We start from the raw sequence: 13,995 nt of genomic DNA, 5'->3' as shown, positions 1-13,995 counted from the left end.
CACCACCCAACGAAGAGGATGCAACCATGAAGCAATCATCAGCCGAAATCATCCGTGAATACGGACCCTTTCCGGGCGTCGACAGCGTGCATGGCGTTTCTTATGACGGTCAGCACGTCTGGTTCGCCTCCGGAGAAAAACTCAACGCCCTCGACCCGGCCAGCGGTAAGACATCTCGTTCCATCGATGTCGCCGCGCATGCGGGAACAGCCTTTGACGGCCAGCACCTGTTCCAGATCGCCGAGGATCGCATCCAGAAAATCGATCCATCAAACGGCCGGGTACTCGGCACCATTCCTGCGCCCGGCGGTGGGGGCGACTCAGGGCTCGCCTGGGCTGAAGGAACGCTGTGGGTCGGGCAGTATCAGGAACGCAAGATCCATCAGATCGACCCGGACACCGGCAAGATTCTGCGCACGATCGAATCCAACCGCTTCGTCACCGGCGTGACCTGGGTGGAAGGCGCGCTCTGGCACGGCACATGGGAAGGAGAGGAAGGTGAATTGCGGCGAGTTGATCCGAACACCGGCGAGGTGCTGGAAAGCCTTACGCTGCCCACCGGTGTCGGCGTGTCAGGGCTTGAGTCCGATGGCGCGGACCGGTTTTTCTGCGGCGGAGGGAACAGCGGCAAGGTGCGCGCCGTTCGTCGGCCCGCCTCATCCTAGAACGTGAACTGGCGGGAAGACCGAGGCGCGCTTTGCGCCAATTCGATCTCCAGCAGGTGTTCAACCAAGACATCATTGAGGAAGCGGAACTGATCGTTGAGCCCGACCACTTCGTTGTTGAAGTGGTTGGCGGCGGCCGGTATCAGCAACGCCTCGAATTTTTTGTCGAACACCAAGGACAACACTTTGCGAGAGACAAACTCTTGCGAATAGTAGTTGTTGCCGAACACCGGGAAGCTGACGGAGAGGGTAATGGCGTGGATCATGATCTGCGCTCCTCGGCGAGGACGATGTAGGAAAAGACAGTCAAGGTCACGGCCGTCAGGGCCAGGCAGGTCAGTAGATGGATCAACATGATTTTCCCCTCCGGTGTGGGCTTTTGCCTTGGGATGGGTTGATCCTGCGCCTGGCGGTTTTTTAGCGGAAGGCAATCATCGCGATGGTGAGTATCGACGTCGTTGATGGTGGACTTCATGGCCCCTTCGCGAGCAAGCCCGCTCCCACAGGGTTTAGCGTCGTTCGCAAATCTGTGATTCACCAGATTCCACTGTGGGAGCGGGCTTGCTCGCGAAGGCGTCCTGAAAATCACCAACAACCCCAAGCGAACAAACCCCTCCACCTATACTCAAATAAATAGGCTTTTCAGCACCGGACATACCGTCCGGGGAACACTGTAGGAACCGCGATCTTGAACCTGCGTTCGCTGATCGTCGCCGTGATGGTGGTGTTGGCGGGATGCGCCACGCCTCCGCGTGCCCCGGTGGTGGCGCCGATCGTGGTGGTGTCCGAGAGCACCTGGCGTCAGGTGGATCAGGAGATTGTCGCAGCCTCCCAATCGGCCACCGAACAAACCAAAATCTACGCCCGCGGCGCCATGGATTACTGGCGCACCCGGGTCTACCAACTGACCGAAGAGAACTTCATTCCCTGGTTCAGCAGTTACTGGACCCAGGAATGGCTGTCGATGAAGGTCAGCTGGTACAGCCTCAGCGCCAAGGGCGAGCAGGATGCCTCGGCCAAGCGCTTGGCCGCTTATCTGCTGGAGCAATACCAGAAGCGCGTGCTGGCGCCGGTCGCGGTGGAGATCGATCCCGACGCGATTCTCGGTCTGGCGACGGCCTTCTACGTGGACATTGTTCAGGAAGAACTTCAGCGAATCTCCCAGCGCCACGGCATACCGATGGCCCAGCTCAACGGCCGCATCCAGAAAATCCCCGCCATTGCACTGGGCCCGCCGCCTGCTCGCGACGCTTCGCTGTATCAAGTGGTGCACACCCAGCCGTTGAACAGCTTGCCGGCGTATGCGGCGCTGATCGAGAAGATCCACAAGGCGGGCGGCGACAAAGGGGTGGATAACACCGAGACCGCCATGGCACCGGTGGCCAAGCGCGCCAGCCAGCGGATGGAGGCCGAAATGGCCCCGAGAGGCGCGGCCAGTGCGGTGGCGGCGGCAGCCGGAAAACTGGCCGGCGCCCTGATTTCTGTGGGGGTGGCAGGCGTTCGGGCGATTATTCAGGCCAACGACCGGCCAGACAGCGAGGCGCTGATCCGCAGCAGCCTGGGCAATACGTTCGACAAGGCTTGGACGAAACTGGTGCAGAACCCGACCACCGGGGTGATGGCGGGAACGTTTTACATGGCGGCGCAGATCGAGGGCAGCCTGGCGGGGAGCGCCGACGTACCGTCGGTCAGTTCGGGCAGCGGCGCTGTCGATTGGACCCCTGCGCAATCGACTACCCAGCAGACCGTTCCATAACCGAAGGAGAAACACCATGTCCTACGTCGATGGCTTCCTCGCTGCCGTACCCACCGCCAATCGCGAAAAATTCAAGAAGCACGCCGAAACTGCGGCGGTCATTTTCAAGGAAAGCGGCGCGCTCAGCGTGACTGAATGCTGGGGCGACGATGTACCTGACGGCAAGGTGACCTCGTTTCCCATGGCGGTGAAACTCAAGGAAGACGAAACCGTGGTGTTCAGCTGGATCATCTGGCCGGACAAGGCCACGCGTAATGCGGGCATGGACAAACTGATGAACGATCCGCGGATGCAGCCGGACGTCAATCCGATGCCATTCGATGGCCAGCGCCTGGTCTTTGGTGGTTTCGAAATGATCGTGAGTGCCTGATCCCGACGAAAGGATCACTCCGGCGTCGGGGTGATCCTGCAGCTTTTGCGGTTGCGGATCTCGCTGTCCGTCGGCCGCTCCCTGACGAACTCGAAGCGCGGCTCACCTTCGCTATAGTGAACCAGCCAGCCCCATTCCAGCTCGGACTCATCCTGACCCGGTTTCGGTGGCGTCGCCCACCATGGCTCTTTGCTGATGATTGCTCGCATGGCCCCCTCCCGTTGATTCGGTTGGTTCAACTATAACGTGCATGTCAGGAGCTGCCAGGCATGACTGACGAATCCCATGAGCCGTTGAAGCGGCTGTTCTTCGCGCTGAATTGCCCGCCGGAGCAACGCAAGGCCATTGCCCAATGGCGCAGCGCCCTTGAGCTGCGCAGCGGGCGTCCGGTGCCAGCGGAAAACTTTCACCTGACGTTGTTGTTTTTGGGGGCTGTCGGCGTGGCGCAGATCGGCGAGATCTGCACGGCGGCGGCGAAGGCTCGCGTACCGGGTGCGCCGTTGCGGCTGGCGCTGGATCGAATGGATGTCTGGCGCAGGGCCGGGGTGTTGGTGCTGGCGCCAGAGCAGGCGCCGCCGGAGTTGTTGCGTCTGGTGTATGCGCTGGAGCAGGCGATGTTGCCGTTCGGGTTTGATGAGGCGCCGAAGGAGTTTCGGCCGCACCTGACGTTGATGCGTGACTATCGACTGCCGGTGCCTGAATCCGCGACGCCGCCCGGGTTTTTCCTGCGGGCTGACCGTTTTGTCTTGTTTGAATCCCATAAGGGAAGGTATCGGGCGCTGGCCGAATGGCCGCTCGTCCCCGCATAAAAAAAGGCGCCCGAGGAGGGCGCCTGAATTCACCTGAACCGAGGAAGCCAGGTGAGGCCGTTCGTCAGAGAGGGTGCAGCGGTGGTAAGGCGCTGCGTGAACGGAAATCGAGAGATCACCACATATTTTGGGTCAATGCTGAGTCCCTGTAGGAGCGAGGCTTGCCCGCGAAGAGGCCGTCACATTCAACATTGTTGGTGACTGGAATACCGCTTTCGCGGGCAAGCCTCGCTCCTACAGGGGTGGGGCGCAATTACTTGCCGAGCTTCACCCGCGTCCAGCCCCGGGTCATCACGCGCTGAACGCCAATCGGCATGTCCGGAATCGCATACAACGTCGCCATCACCGCTTGCGGCGGGTATGACCCCGGATCATTGCGGATTGCCTCGTCCACCAACGGCGTGGCCGCCGCGTTGGCGTTGCTGTAGCCGATGTTGTTGGTGATCTCGGCGATGATGTCCGGGCGCATCAGGAAATTCATGAACAGGTAGGCGTTCTCGACGTTCGCCGCATCCCGCGGGATCGCGACCATGTCGTAGAAACTGCCGGCCCCTTCTTTGGGAATGCTGTAATCGATCTTCACCTTGTCGCCCGCTTCCTGCGCGCGGGCCTTGGCCTGCAACACGTCGCCGGAGTAGCCGACCGCGACGCAGATGTTGCCGTTGGCCAGGTCGGAGATGTATTTCGACGAATGGAAATACGCCACCGACGGCCGAATCTTCATGAACAGCGCTTCGGCCTCGGCGATCTGAGCCTTGTCCTGCGAATTCACCGGGTAACCCAGATAGTGCAGGGCCGCCGGGAGCATTTCCGTCGGCGAGTCGAGGAAACTGATGCCGCAGGCTTTCAGTTTTTCCGCGTTTTCCGGTTTGAACAGCAGGTCCCAGGAGTTGGTCGGTGCATTGGCGCCGAGCACTTCCTTGACCTTGGCCGGGTTGAAGCCGATGCCGATGGAGCCCCACATGTACGGGAAAGCATGACCGTTATCCGGGTCGCTCGCGGAAGCGTTTTTCAGCAGCACCGGGTTGAGGTTTTTCCAGTTCGACAGCTTCGACTTGTCCAGTTCCTGATAGACACCGGCCTTGATCTGCTTGGCCAGGAAACTGTTGGACGGCACAACGATGTCGTAGCCGGATTTGCCGGCGAGCAGCCGCGCTTCAAGGGTTTCATTGCTGTCGAATACATCGTAGGTCACGCGGATGCCGGTCTCGTCTTCGAACTTCTTGACCGTGTCCGGGGCGATGTAATCCGACCAGTTATAGACGCGCAGAACCTTGTCGTTGGCCTGGGCGCCGGAGGCCATTGCGCCCAATAAGGACAGTGTCAGCAGAGTCCTGCCAAACATTTTCATCGGTACAACTCCATTTCTCTTTATTCAAGTACGCAAAGCAAAATTGCAATGAACATAAAACCTGTGGCCAGGGAGCAGGCCCATCATCTTGTAGGAGCTGTCGAGTGAAACGAGGCTGCGATCTTTTGATTTTTAGACGCAGGATCAAAAGATCGCAGCCTGCGGCAGCTCCTACATCAGGCCGTTGCCCCAACCATTTGCTTTTTAGGTTGCTGCCACGATTCGCTGGCGGTCTGGTCCATCGCTTCCTGGATCGCGCGTTTGCGGGTGGCTTCGGCGCGGCGGCTGAAGTACCAGACCATGAAGGTCACGATCGAAACGGCCAACAGAATCAGACTGGCCACGGCATTGATCTCAGGCTTCACACCCAGACGCACCGCCGAGAACACTTCCATCGGCAGCGTCGTCGAACCCGGTCCCGACACGAAGCTCGCCAGCACCAGATCATCCAGCGACAAGGCAAACGACATCATGCCGCCGGCCGCCAGTGACGGCGCGATCATCGGAATGGTGATCAGGAAAAACACCTTGAACGGCTTGGCCCCGAGGTCCATGGCCGCTTCTTCGATGGACAAGTCCAGCTCACGCAAACGCGCCGAAACCACCACCGCCACATAGGCGGCGCAGAACGTGGTGTGGGCGATCCAGATGGTGACGATGCCACGCTCCATCGGCCAGCCGATCAACTGCGCCATCGCCACGAACAACAGCAACAGCGACAGACCGGTGATCACTTCCGGCATCACCAGTGGCGCCGTCACCAAACCACCGAACAACGTGCGGCCCTTGAAGCGCGTCACCCGCGTCAGTACAAACGCCGCCAGCGTTCCCAGCGCCACCGCCGCAATCGCGGTGTAGCAGGCGATTTCCAGCGAGCGCACCACCGAGCCCATCAGTTGCGTGTTGTCGAGCAAACCGGCGTACCACTTGAACGACCAGCCACCCCAAACGGTCACCAGCTTGGAGGCGTTGAACGAGTAGATCACCAGAATCAGCATCGGCAGGTAGATAAACGACAGGCCGAGCACCAGCATCATTTTTGAAAAACCGAAACGTTTCATCCCCGTGCCTCCATCTCTTTGGCCTGGCTGCGGTTGAACAGCAGAATCGGCACAATCAGGATCAACAGCATCACCACCGCCAGGGCAGACGCCACCGGCCAGTCGCGGTTGTTGAAGAACTCTTGCCACAGCACGCGACCGATCATCAGCGTCTCCGGGCCGCCCAGGAGTTCCGGAATCACGAACTCACCGACCACCGGAATGAACACCAGCATTGCGCCTGCGATGATGCCGTTCTTGGCCAACGGCACGGTGATTTTCCAGAAGTTGTTGAAGTTGCTCGAACCCAGGTCGGACGCGGCTTCCAGCAAGCTTTGATCGTGCTTGACCAGGTTGGCGTACAGCGGCAGCACCATGAACGGCAGATACGCATACACCACACCGATGTACACGGCAGTGTTGGTGTTGAGGATCTCGATCGGGTGATCCGTCAGCCCGGTCCACATCAAAAACCCGTTGAGCAAACCGTTGTTGCTGAGAATGCCCATCCACGCATAGACGCGGATCAGGATCGCGGTCCAGGTCGGCATCATGATCAACAGCAGCAAAACGTTTTGCGTTTCCTTGTTCGCCTTGGTGATCGCGTAGGCCATCGGGAAGCCGATCACCAGGCACATCAGCGTGCTTAAAAACGCGACCTTCAACGAGCCGAAGTAGGCCGAGATGTACAGCTCATCTTCGGTCAACAATGAGTAGTTGCCGATGTTCAGCAGCAGCTGGAATTTCTGCTCGGCGAAGGTGTAGATCTCGGAGTAAGGAGGAATGGCCAGGGCCGCTTCCGAGAAGCTGATCTTCATCACCAGGAAGAACGGCAACAGGAAAAACAGGCACAGCCACAGGAAAGGAATCCCGATGACGAGCTTTCGACCACTCGGCATCAGCCGCATGAACTGCTGATTGAGTGTTTTCATGAGCGCAGTACCACGCCGCTGTCGTCTTCCCACCACACGTAGACCTTGTCGTCCCAGGTCGGACGGGCGCCACGGCGTTCGGCGTTGGCCATGAACGATTGCACGACCTTGCCGCCAGGCAATGCCACGTAGAACACCGAGTGACCGCCGAGGTAGGCGATGTCATGCACCTTGCCTTCGGACCAGTTGTAGCGGGTGTCCGGCTTGAGGGTGCTGACCAGCATTTTTTCCGGGCGGATCGCGTAGGTGATCGACTTGTCCTGCACCGAAGTGCTGACGCCGTGACCGACGTAAATCTTCTGCTCCAGGTCCGGGCTGTGAATGATCGCGTGACCCTCAAGGTCTTCCACCACCGTGCCTTCAAAGGCGTTCACATTGCCGATGAACTCGCAGACCATGCGGCTGACCGGCGCTTCATAGATGTCGACCGGGCTGCCGATCTGCGCGATCCAGCCCAGGTGCATGATCGCGATGCGCTGGGCCATGGTCATGGCCTCTTCCTGATCGTGGGTCACCATCACGCAGGTCACGCCGACGCGTTCGATGATCTCCACCAGCTCCAGTTGCATCTGCGAGCGCAGCTTTTTATCCAGCGCGCCCATCGGTTCGTCGAGCAGCAACAGCTTCGGGCGCTTGGCCAGGGAGCGGGCGAGGGCCACGCGCTGGCGCTGACCGCCAGACAACTGATGGGGTTTGCGTTTGGCGTACTGGGTCATGTGCACCAGGCGCAGCATCTCTTCAACGCGGGCGTCGATTTCGCTGGCGGGCAAACGGTCCTGCTTGAGGCCGAAGGCAATGTTCTGCGCCACGGTCATGTGCGGGAACAAGGCGTACGACTGGAACATCATGTTGATTGGCCGTTCGTACGGCGGCATGTCGGTGATGTCGACGCCGTCGAGGAAAATCCGTCCTTCGGTCGGGCGCTCGAAGCCGGCGAGCATGCGCAACAGGGTCGATTTGCCGGAGCCGGAACCGCCGAGCAGGGCGAAGATTTCGCCTTGATGGATCTCGAGCGAGACATCATCTACTGCGCAGGTTTCGTCGAATTTCTTGGTGACGCGGTCGACTTTCACCAACACCTTTTTCGATGTCTGGTGACCTTCAAGAGCCTTCCTGTAAGTGCTGGAGGCGTTTGCCATGTGAAACTCCCAACAGGTTTCAGTCGTCGGGCCAACGCGGCCTGACTTAAGAGTGGATTGCTAGCCCGGATAGTTTCAGTCGGAGCGCGACCCCTGTAGGAGCGAGGCTTGCCCGCGAAGACGGAGTGTCAGTCGACATCATCGTTGCCTGATACACCGCCTTCGCGGGCAAGCCTCGCTCCTACAAGGGATTGCGTTCGCCTGTCCATACCGCTCGGGCTAATTCGGCGCCGCCGTCCTGGCTGCCTGGGTCGTACTTGTTGTTATTGCAGTGTGTTGTTTCGCAAGTCACGGACGCGCAAAGGCACGCCCGCCTGACTCGCGGGGGCAGTAAAGGGTTGTTTTAAGTCAGCGGGTTTTACGCAACGCGGCCCGTCGCCGGCACGCATCGCCAAACGCCTGGAAAATACTCAGATAAGGCGGATTCGAAAGCACCTGCCATTCCGGGTGCCATTGCACGCCGACGGCAAACGCCTTGCTGTGTTCCACCGAAATCGCCTCGATCAAACCGTCCGGCGCCACCGCTTCCGAGCGCAAGCCCGGCGCCAGTCGGTCGATGCCTTGGCTGTGAATCGAATTGACCATGAACTCGGCGGGCAACTCCAACGCTTCGAACACGCCACCCGGTTGCACCGTCACCGCATGGGCCGGTGCGTATTGCACCGCCAGCTCCGGACTGTCCGCTTCCCGGTGATCGAGCATGCCGGGCAGTTCGTGCACCTTCTGATGCAGGCTGCCGCCGAACGCCACGTTCATTTCCTGGAAGCCGCGGCAGATGCCGAGCACCGGAACGCCCGCCGCAATGGCTGCGCGCAATAAAGGAAGGGTAGTGGCGTCCCGGGCCGGATCGTGATCCGTGCCGGGGGCACTGGCCGGGCCTTGATAGTGGAAAGGTTCCACGTTCGAGGGAGAGCCGGTCAGCAGCAGACCGTCGAGATGCGCGAGCACATCCTCGATTTCAGTCAATTCGCCTAAGGAAGGAATGACCACAGGCAGCCCCAGAGCCGCGACGCTGACAGCACGCAAGTACTTGTCGCCGCTGACGTGGTAGGGGTGCAGGCCAATCTGTTTGACGCACGCAGTAACGCCGATCAATGGCTTGAATGCCATTTTTATCACCTCGAAGTTTCACACTTGAACGAGCTTTTCCGGAGCTTAGCCTTGTTGATTTTAATTAACAACTCTCATGTAAAAAATTCTAAACGCCGTGCGTCTGATCTTCAGGTTTTACGCGATGCATAAGACTCAGTTGGCACTCTCGTCCCCCAAAAAGGCCCGAAAATAAAGGTTAAGAGGCCAGGTGTTCGCTATTGACTTCACTTTGCCGTTCGGGTTGACTGGGCTCGCAATAAGGTAGTGAACATAATAATTAACAGCTAATAGGTGCATCATGTCGGTCCCTCTGCGTACCGTTCAACTCAACGAAGCAAACGCATTCCTTAAGAAATATCCTGAGGTTTTGTACGTCGACCTTCTGATTGCGGATATGAACGGTGTGGTGCGCGGTAAGCGCATCGAACGCACCAGTCTTCATAAGGTTTACGAAAAAGGCATCAACCTCCCGGCGTCTCTGTTTGCCCTGGACATCAACGGCTCCACGGTGGAAAGCACCGGCCTGGGTCTGGACATCGGCGACTCCGACCGAATCTGCTTCCCCATCCCTGGCACCCTGAGCATTGAACCGTGGCAGAAGCGCCCAACCGCTCAGTTGCTGATGACCATGCACGAACTCGAAGGCCAGCCATTCTTTGCCGACCCGCGAGAAGTGTTGGCCAATATCGTGCGCAAGTTCGATGACCTGGGCCTGACCATCTGCGCAGCCTTCGAACTCGAGTTCTATCTGATCGACCAGGACAACGTGAACGGTCGTCCGCAATCGCCGCGTTCGCCGGTATCGGGCAAGCGTCCGGTGTCGACCCAGGTCTACCTGATCGACGACCTCGACGAATACGTCGACTGCCTGCAAGACATCCTCGAAGGCGCGAAAGAGCAGGGCATTCCTGCGGATGCCATCGTCAAGGAAAGCGCCCCGGCGCAGTTCGAAGTGAACCTGCATCACGTCAACGACCCGATCAAGGCCTGCGACTACGCGGTGTTGCTCAAGCGTCTGGTGAAGAACATCGCCTACGACCACGAGATGGACACCACGTTTATGGCCAAGCCGTATCCGGGCCAGGCGGGCAACGGTTTGCACGTGCACATTTCGATTCTCGACAAAGAAGGCAACAACATCTTTGCCAGCGAGGATCCCGAGCAGAACGCCGCGCTGCGACACGCGATCGGCGGTGTGCTCGAGACCCTGCCGGCGCAGATGGCCTTCCTGTGCCCGAACGTCAACTCGTACCGTCGTTTCGGCGCGCAGTTCTACGTGCCGAACTCGCCAAGCTGGGGCATCGACAACCGTACCGTTGCCGTGCGTGTACCGACCGGTTCGCCGGACTCGGTGCGCATCGAACACCGCGTTGCAGGCGCCGATGCCAACCCGTACTTGCTGATGGCGTCGGTGCTGGCCGGTATTCACCACGGCCTGACCAACGAAATCGAGCCAGGCGCACCGGTCGAAGGCAACAGCTACGAGCAGAACGAGCAGAGCCTGCCGAACAACCTGCGCGATGCCCTGCGCGAACTGGACGACAGCGAAGTCATGGCCCGTTACATCGACCCGCTGTACATCGACGTGTTCGTGGCGTGCAAGGAAAGCGAGCTGGCCGAGTTCGAGAACTCCATCTCGGACCTTGAGTACAACTGGTATCTGCATACCGTCTGATGGGTTGAGCGGTGGGGCAATTACTTTCGATATTGAATGTGAGGGCCTCTTCGCGGGCAAGCCTCGCTCCTACAGGGAGAAGTGCCTGGCGCAGAAGCCGTGCACGCTGCAATACCTGTAGGAGCGAGGCTTGCCCGCGAAGACGGCCGCGCAGTCAGCGATGCAATTCGCCTGAGACACCACCTTCCAACGACTTCTTATTCCTCTGCGTCGAGTCACAACCATGACAAACACTCGCAGCGACTGGGAACAACGTTTCCAGTCCCTCAGCATCGAAAGCCGCGCCTTCATCGACGGCCAATACCGCCCGGCACTCAGTGGTGACACCTTCGAATGCATCAGCCCGGTCGACGGCCGCTTCCTGGCCAACGTCGCCAGCACCGACGAAGCCGATGCCAACGAAGCCGTGGCCGTCGCGCGCCGCACTTTCGAATCCGGCATCTGGGCCAATCTTGCCCCGGCCGAGCGCAAACGCATCCTGATCCGCTTCGCCGACCTGATCCTGGCCAACCAGCAAGAACTGGCCCTGCTCGAAACCCTCGACATGGGCAAGCCGATCAACGACTCGATGAACATCGACATCCCGGCGACCGCCAACGCGATCCGCTGGAGCGCCGAAGCCATCGACAAGATCTACGACGAAGTCGCCGCTACGCCGCACGACCAACTTGGCCTCATCACCCGCGAACCTGCGGGCGTGGTTGCTGCCATCGTGCCGTGGAACTTCCCGCTGATCATGGCCAGCTGGAAATTCGCTCCAGCGCTGGCAGCCGGCAACTCGTTCATCCTCAAGCCTTCGGAAAAGTCGCCACTGACCGCGATTCGCATCGCCCAGTTGGCGCTGGACGCCGGCATCCCCAAAGGCGTGTTCAACGTCCTGCCGGGCTACGGTCACACCGTCGGCAAGGCGCTGGCGTTGCACATGGACGTCGACGTGCTGGCCTTCACCGGCTCGACCGCGATTGCCAAGCAACTGCTGATCTACGCCGGGCAAAGCAACATGAAACGCGTCTGGCTCGAAGCAGGGGGGAAGAGTCCAAACGTGGTGTTTGCCGACGCGCCGGATTTGCGCGCGGCAGCACAAGCGGCGGCCGGTGCGATCGCCTTCAACCAGGGCGAAGTCTGCACCGCCGGTTCGCGTTTGCTGGTCGAGCGTTCGATCCGCGAGCAGTTCATTCCGCTGCTGGTGGAAGCGCTGCAAGCCTGGAAACCGGGCCACGCGCTGGACCCGGAAACCACGGTCGGCGCGGTCGTCGATCAGCGTCAACTGGACAACGTATTGCGCTACATCCAGGTCGGTAAAGACCAGGGAGCGCAATTGATCGCGGGCGGCAGCCGCACCCTCGAAGCCACCGGCGGCCTGTACGTGGAACCGGCGATTTTCGACGGCGTGACCAACGCCATGACCATCGCCCAGGAAGAAATCTTCGGCCCGGTGCTGTCGCTGATCACCTTCGATACCGCTGAAGAAGCGCTGGCCATCGCCAACGACAGCATCTTCGGCCTGGCCGCCGGCGTCTGGACCAGCAACCTGAGCAAGGCCCACACCTTCGCCCGTGGCTTGCGCGCCGGCAGCGTCTGGGTCAACCAGTACGACGGCGGCGACATGACCGCGCCGTTCGGCGGGTACAAGCAGTCGGGTAACGGTCGGGACAAATCGCTGCACGCGTTCGACAAATACACCGAGCTCAAAGCGACCTGGATCAAGCTCTAATACCTATAAAAAAGCGGCGGTCGCCGGCACGCTGCCGGTGGCCATCGGAGAAATGTATGAAACAAACAATACATGTAAACAGCTACTACGCCGCCACCCGCAACTTCACCGGCGATTTCCCGGTATTGGAGCAAGCGGTGGACTGCGACGTCTGCATCATCGGCGCCGGCTACACCGGTTTGTCCTCGGCGCTGTTCCTCTGCGAAGCAGGTTACAGCGTGACCGTACTCGAAGCCGCCAAAGTCGGTTTCGGCGCCAGCGGTCGCAACGGCGGGCAACTGGTCAACTCGTACAGCCGCGACGTCGATGTCATCGAAGAGCGCTACGGCGACAAAACCGCCGAAGTGCTTGGCAGCATGATCTTCGAAGGCGCCGACATCATCCGTCAGCGCATACAGCACTACGACATCCAGTGCGACTACAAGCCGGGCGGCATTTTTGCTGCGCTGAACAAGAAGCAGCTCAAGGGCTTGGCCGAGCAGAAAAGCAGCTGGGAACGCTACGGCAACAAAAACCTGAAAATGCTCGACGCCGCTGATATCAAGCGCGAAGTCGGTTGCGACAACTACGTCGGCGGCCTGCTCGACATGCAGGGCGGCCACATCCACCCGCTGAACCTGGCCCTCGGCGAAGCCTCGGCCATCATCGGTCTGGGCGGCAAGATCTACGAACAATCGGCAGCGGTGGAAATCACCTACGGCGAACCGATCACCGTGCGCACCGCCAAAGGCCTCGTGCGCGCCAAATACCTGCTGATCGCCGGCAACGCCTACCTGCCGCAAGACCTCGACAACCGCGTCACGCGCAAAAGCATGCCGTGCGGTTCGCAAATCGTCGTTACCGAACCGTTGTCCGAGCAAGTTGCACGCAGCCTGATCAAGAACAACTACTGCGTCGAAGACTGCAACTACCTGCTCGACTACTACCGCCTCACGGCCGACAACCGCTTGCTGTACGGTGGCGGCGTGGTCTACGGCGCCCGCGAACCGGATGACATCGAGCAACTGATCAAACCAAAAATCCTCAAGACCTTCCCGCAACTGAAGGACGTGAAGATCGACTACCGCTGGACTGGCAACTTCCTGCTGACCATGTCGCGCATGCCGCAATTCGGCCGCATCGAGAAAAACGCCTACTACATGCAAGGCTACAGCGGCCACGGCGTCACCTGCTCGCACCTGGCCGGCAAACTGATCTCGGAAATGATCCGCGGCGACGCCGAACGCTTTGATGCTTTCGCTTCGCTGCCGCACATGCCCATGCTCGGCGGCCGCACCTTCCAGGCCCCGCTCACCGCCATGGGCGCCGCGTATTACGCGTTGCGCGATCGGTTCGGTATCTGACCCCAGTGCTGATGATGTGGAAACAACACTGATCAACTGTGGGAGCGGGTTTGCTCGCGAAGGGGCCCGCTCAGTTGCCATTGGCGTGACTGACACACCGCTTTCGCGA

General features: G+C 59.9%; 15 protein-coding genes. 7 read left to right on the top strand and 8 right to left on the bottom strand.

The features are described from left to right. The first annotated feature begins 26 nt into the window (after nucleotides 1-26). A complete protein-coding gene (locus ACA049_RS19190; protein WP_497328914.1) occupies nucleotides 27-665 on the top strand; it encodes a Vgb family protein in 639 nt (212 codons plus the stop codon). Here the strand turns inward: ACA049_RS19190 and ACA049_RS19185 are convergent. Both ACA049_RS19185 and ACA049_RS19180 read right to left on the bottom strand, forming a co-directional pair. Continuing rightward, nucleotides 662-931 carry a hypothetical protein gene (locus tag ACA049_RS19185; protein ID WP_497328912.1) on the bottom strand — a complete coding sequence of 90 codons (270 nt, stop codon included), beginning with the start codon at nucleotides 929-931 and terminating at the stop codon, nucleotides 662-664. The genes ACA049_RS19190 and ACA049_RS19185 overlap by 4 nt on opposite strands. Next, on the bottom strand, nucleotides 928-1,140 hold the full coding sequence (locus ACA049_RS19180; RefSeq protein WP_497337027.1) for a hypothetical protein: 213 nt from the start codon (nucleotides 1,138-1,140) through the stop codon (nucleotides 928-930). The genes ACA049_RS19185 and ACA049_RS19180 overlap by 4 nt, the downstream gene beginning before the upstream one ends. A gap of 213 nt (nucleotides 1,141-1,353) precedes the next feature. Between ACA049_RS19180 and ACA049_RS19175 the strand changes: the two genes are divergently transcribed. Then, nucleotides 1,354-2,421 carry a hypothetical protein gene (locus ACA049_RS19175; protein ID WP_497328910.1) on the top strand — a complete coding sequence of 356 codons (1,068 nt, stop codon included), beginning with the start codon at nucleotides 1,354-1,356 and terminating at the stop codon, nucleotides 2,419-2,421. A 16-nt stretch (nucleotides 2,422-2,437) separates the two neighbouring features. Then, complete coding sequence (locus tag ACA049_RS19170) at nucleotides 2,438-2,791, top strand: DUF1428 domain-containing protein (protein WP_497328908.1); 354 nt, start codon at nucleotides 2,438-2,440, stop codon at nucleotides 2,789-2,791. Nucleotides 2,792-2,805: 14 nt separating this feature from the next. On the opposite strand, the gene ACA049_RS19165 is transcribed toward ACA049_RS19170, so the two are convergent. Then, complete coding sequence (locus ACA049_RS19165; protein ID WP_497328906.1) at nucleotides 2,806-3,000, bottom strand: hypothetical protein; 195 nt, start codon at nucleotides 2,998-3,000, stop codon at nucleotides 2,806-2,808. A gap of 60 nt (nucleotides 3,001-3,060) precedes the next feature. On the opposite strand from ACA049_RS19165, the gene thpR reads away from it, so the two are divergent. Then, a complete protein-coding gene (gene thpR, locus ACA049_RS19160) occupies nucleotides 3,061-3,600 on the top strand; it encodes an RNA 2',3'-cyclic phosphodiesterase (protein WP_497328904.1) in 540 nt (179 codons plus the stop codon). A gap of 253 nt (nucleotides 3,601-3,853) precedes the next feature. Here thpR and ACA049_RS19155 read toward each other — a convergent pair whose 3' ends face one another. The 5 genes from ACA049_RS19155 to ACA049_RS19135 form a co-directional block, all read right to left on the bottom strand. After that, nucleotides 3,854-4,951, bottom strand: a complete 1,098-nt coding sequence (locus ACA049_RS19155; RefSeq protein ID WP_497328902.1) for a polyamine ABC transporter substrate-binding protein — start codon at nucleotides 4,949-4,951, stop codon at nucleotides 3,854-3,856. 176 nt (nucleotides 4,952-5,127) lie between these two features. Next, a complete protein-coding gene (locus ACA049_RS19150) occupies nucleotides 5,128-6,012 on the bottom strand; it encodes an ABC transporter permease subunit (RefSeq protein ID WP_497328900.1) in 885 nt (294 codons plus the stop codon). Continuing rightward, on the bottom strand, nucleotides 6,009-6,890 hold the full coding sequence (locus ACA049_RS19145; RefSeq protein ID WP_497336910.1) for an ABC transporter permease subunit: 882 nt from the start codon (nucleotides 6,888-6,890) through the stop codon (nucleotides 6,009-6,011). The genes ACA049_RS19150 and ACA049_RS19145 overlap by 4 nt, the downstream gene beginning before the upstream one ends. Nucleotides 6,891-6,919: 29 nt before the next feature. Next, nucleotides 6,920-8,062 carry a polyamine ABC transporter ATP-binding protein gene (potA, locus tag ACA049_RS19140; RefSeq protein WP_438660361.1) on the bottom strand — a complete coding sequence of 381 codons (1,143 nt, stop codon included), beginning with the start codon at nucleotides 8,060-8,062 and terminating at the stop codon, nucleotides 6,920-6,922. A gap of 348 nt (nucleotides 8,063-8,410) precedes the next feature. Next, on the bottom strand, nucleotides 8,411-9,172 hold the full coding sequence (locus ACA049_RS19135) for a gamma-glutamyl-gamma-aminobutyrate hydrolase family protein (RefSeq protein WP_497328898.1): 762 nt from the start codon (nucleotides 9,170-9,172) through the stop codon (nucleotides 8,411-8,413). 280 nt (nucleotides 9,173-9,452) lie between these two features. Between ACA049_RS19135 and ACA049_RS19130 the strand changes: the two genes are divergently transcribed. The 3 genes from ACA049_RS19130 to ACA049_RS19120 all read left to right on the top strand — a co-directional run bounded on the left by ACA049_RS19130 (nucleotide 9,453) and on the right by ACA049_RS19120 (nucleotide 13,886). Next, on the top strand, nucleotides 9,453-10,829 hold the full coding sequence (locus ACA049_RS19130; protein WP_497328896.1) for a glutamine synthetase family protein: 1,377 nt from the start codon (nucleotides 9,453-9,455) through the stop codon (nucleotides 10,827-10,829). Between the two features lie 223 nt (nucleotides 10,830-11,052). Further along, nucleotides 11,053-12,543: an aldehyde dehydrogenase gene (locus tag ACA049_RS19125; RefSeq protein WP_497328894.1), complete on the top strand. Its 1,491-nt coding sequence runs from the start codon at nucleotides 11,053-11,055 to the stop codon at nucleotides 12,541-12,543. 56 nt (nucleotides 12,544-12,599) lie between these two features. Continuing rightward, the gene (locus ACA049_RS19120) at nucleotides 12,600-13,886 is read left to right on the top strand and encodes an NAD(P)/FAD-dependent oxidoreductase (protein WP_497328892.1); all 1,287 of its coding nucleotides are present in this window, start codon (nucleotides 12,600-12,602) and stop codon (nucleotides 13,884-13,886) included. Nucleotides 13,887-13,995: the final 109 nt, after the last annotated feature.

It is taken from the genome of Pseudomonas sp. LBUM1662, from assembly GCF_059695915.1.
The sequence above is the reverse complement of the archived record's forward strand: the minus strand, read 5'-3'. Positions and strand labels throughout refer to the sequence as shown.

Excerpts from the sequence above, each read along its gene's own strand:
- ACA049_RS19125 (WP_497328894.1), top strand. The coding sequence starts at position 11,053 with ATGACAAACACTCGCAGCGACTGGGAACAACGTTTCCAGTCCCTCAGC.
- ACA049_RS19180 (WP_497337027.1), bottom strand. The coding sequence starts at position 1,140 with ATGAAGTCCACCATCAACGACGTCGATACTCACCATCGCGATGATTGC.
- ACA049_RS19155 (WP_497328902.1), bottom strand. The coding sequence starts at position 4,951 with ATGAAAATGTTTGGCAGGACTCTGCTGACACTGTCCTTATTGGGCGCA.
- potA (WP_438660361.1), bottom strand. The coding sequence starts at position 8,062 with ATGGCAAACGCCTCCAGCACTTACAGGAAGGCTCTTGAAGGTCACCAG.
- ACA049_RS19135 (WP_497328898.1), bottom strand. The coding sequence starts at position 9,172 with ATGGCATTCAAGCCATTGATCGGCGTTACTGCGTGCGTCAAACAGATT.
- ACA049_RS19185 (WP_497328912.1), bottom strand. The coding sequence starts at position 931 with ATGATCCACGCCATTACCCTCTCCGTCAGCTTCCCGGTGTTCGGCAAC.
- ACA049_RS19190 (WP_497328914.1), top strand. The coding sequence starts at position 27 with ATGAAGCAATCATCAGCCGAAATCATCCGTGAATACGGACCCTTTCCG.
- ACA049_RS19120 (WP_497328892.1), top strand. The coding sequence starts at position 12,600 with ATGAAACAAACAATACATGTAAACAGCTACTACGCCGCCACCCGCAAC.
- ACA049_RS19165 (WP_497328906.1), bottom strand. The coding sequence starts at position 3,000 with ATGCGAGCAATCATCAGCAAAGAGCCATGGTGGGCGACGCCACCGAAA.
- ACA049_RS19150 (WP_497328900.1), bottom strand. The coding sequence starts at position 6,012 with ATGAAACGTTTCGGTTTTTCAAAAATGATGCTGGTGCTCGGCCTGTCG.
- ACA049_RS19130 (WP_497328896.1), top strand. The coding sequence starts at position 9,453 with ATGTCGGTCCCTCTGCGTACCGTTCAACTCAACGAAGCAAACGCATTC.
- thpR (WP_497328904.1), top strand. The coding sequence starts at position 3,061 with ATGACTGACGAATCCCATGAGCCGTTGAAGCGGCTGTTCTTCGCGCTG.
- ACA049_RS19145 (WP_497336910.1), bottom strand. The coding sequence starts at position 6,890 with ATGCCGAGTGGTCGAAAGCTCGTCATCGGGATTCCTTTCCTGTGGCTG.
- ACA049_RS19170 (WP_497328908.1), top strand. The coding sequence starts at position 2,438 with ATGTCCTACGTCGATGGCTTCCTCGCTGCCGTACCCACCGCCAATCGC.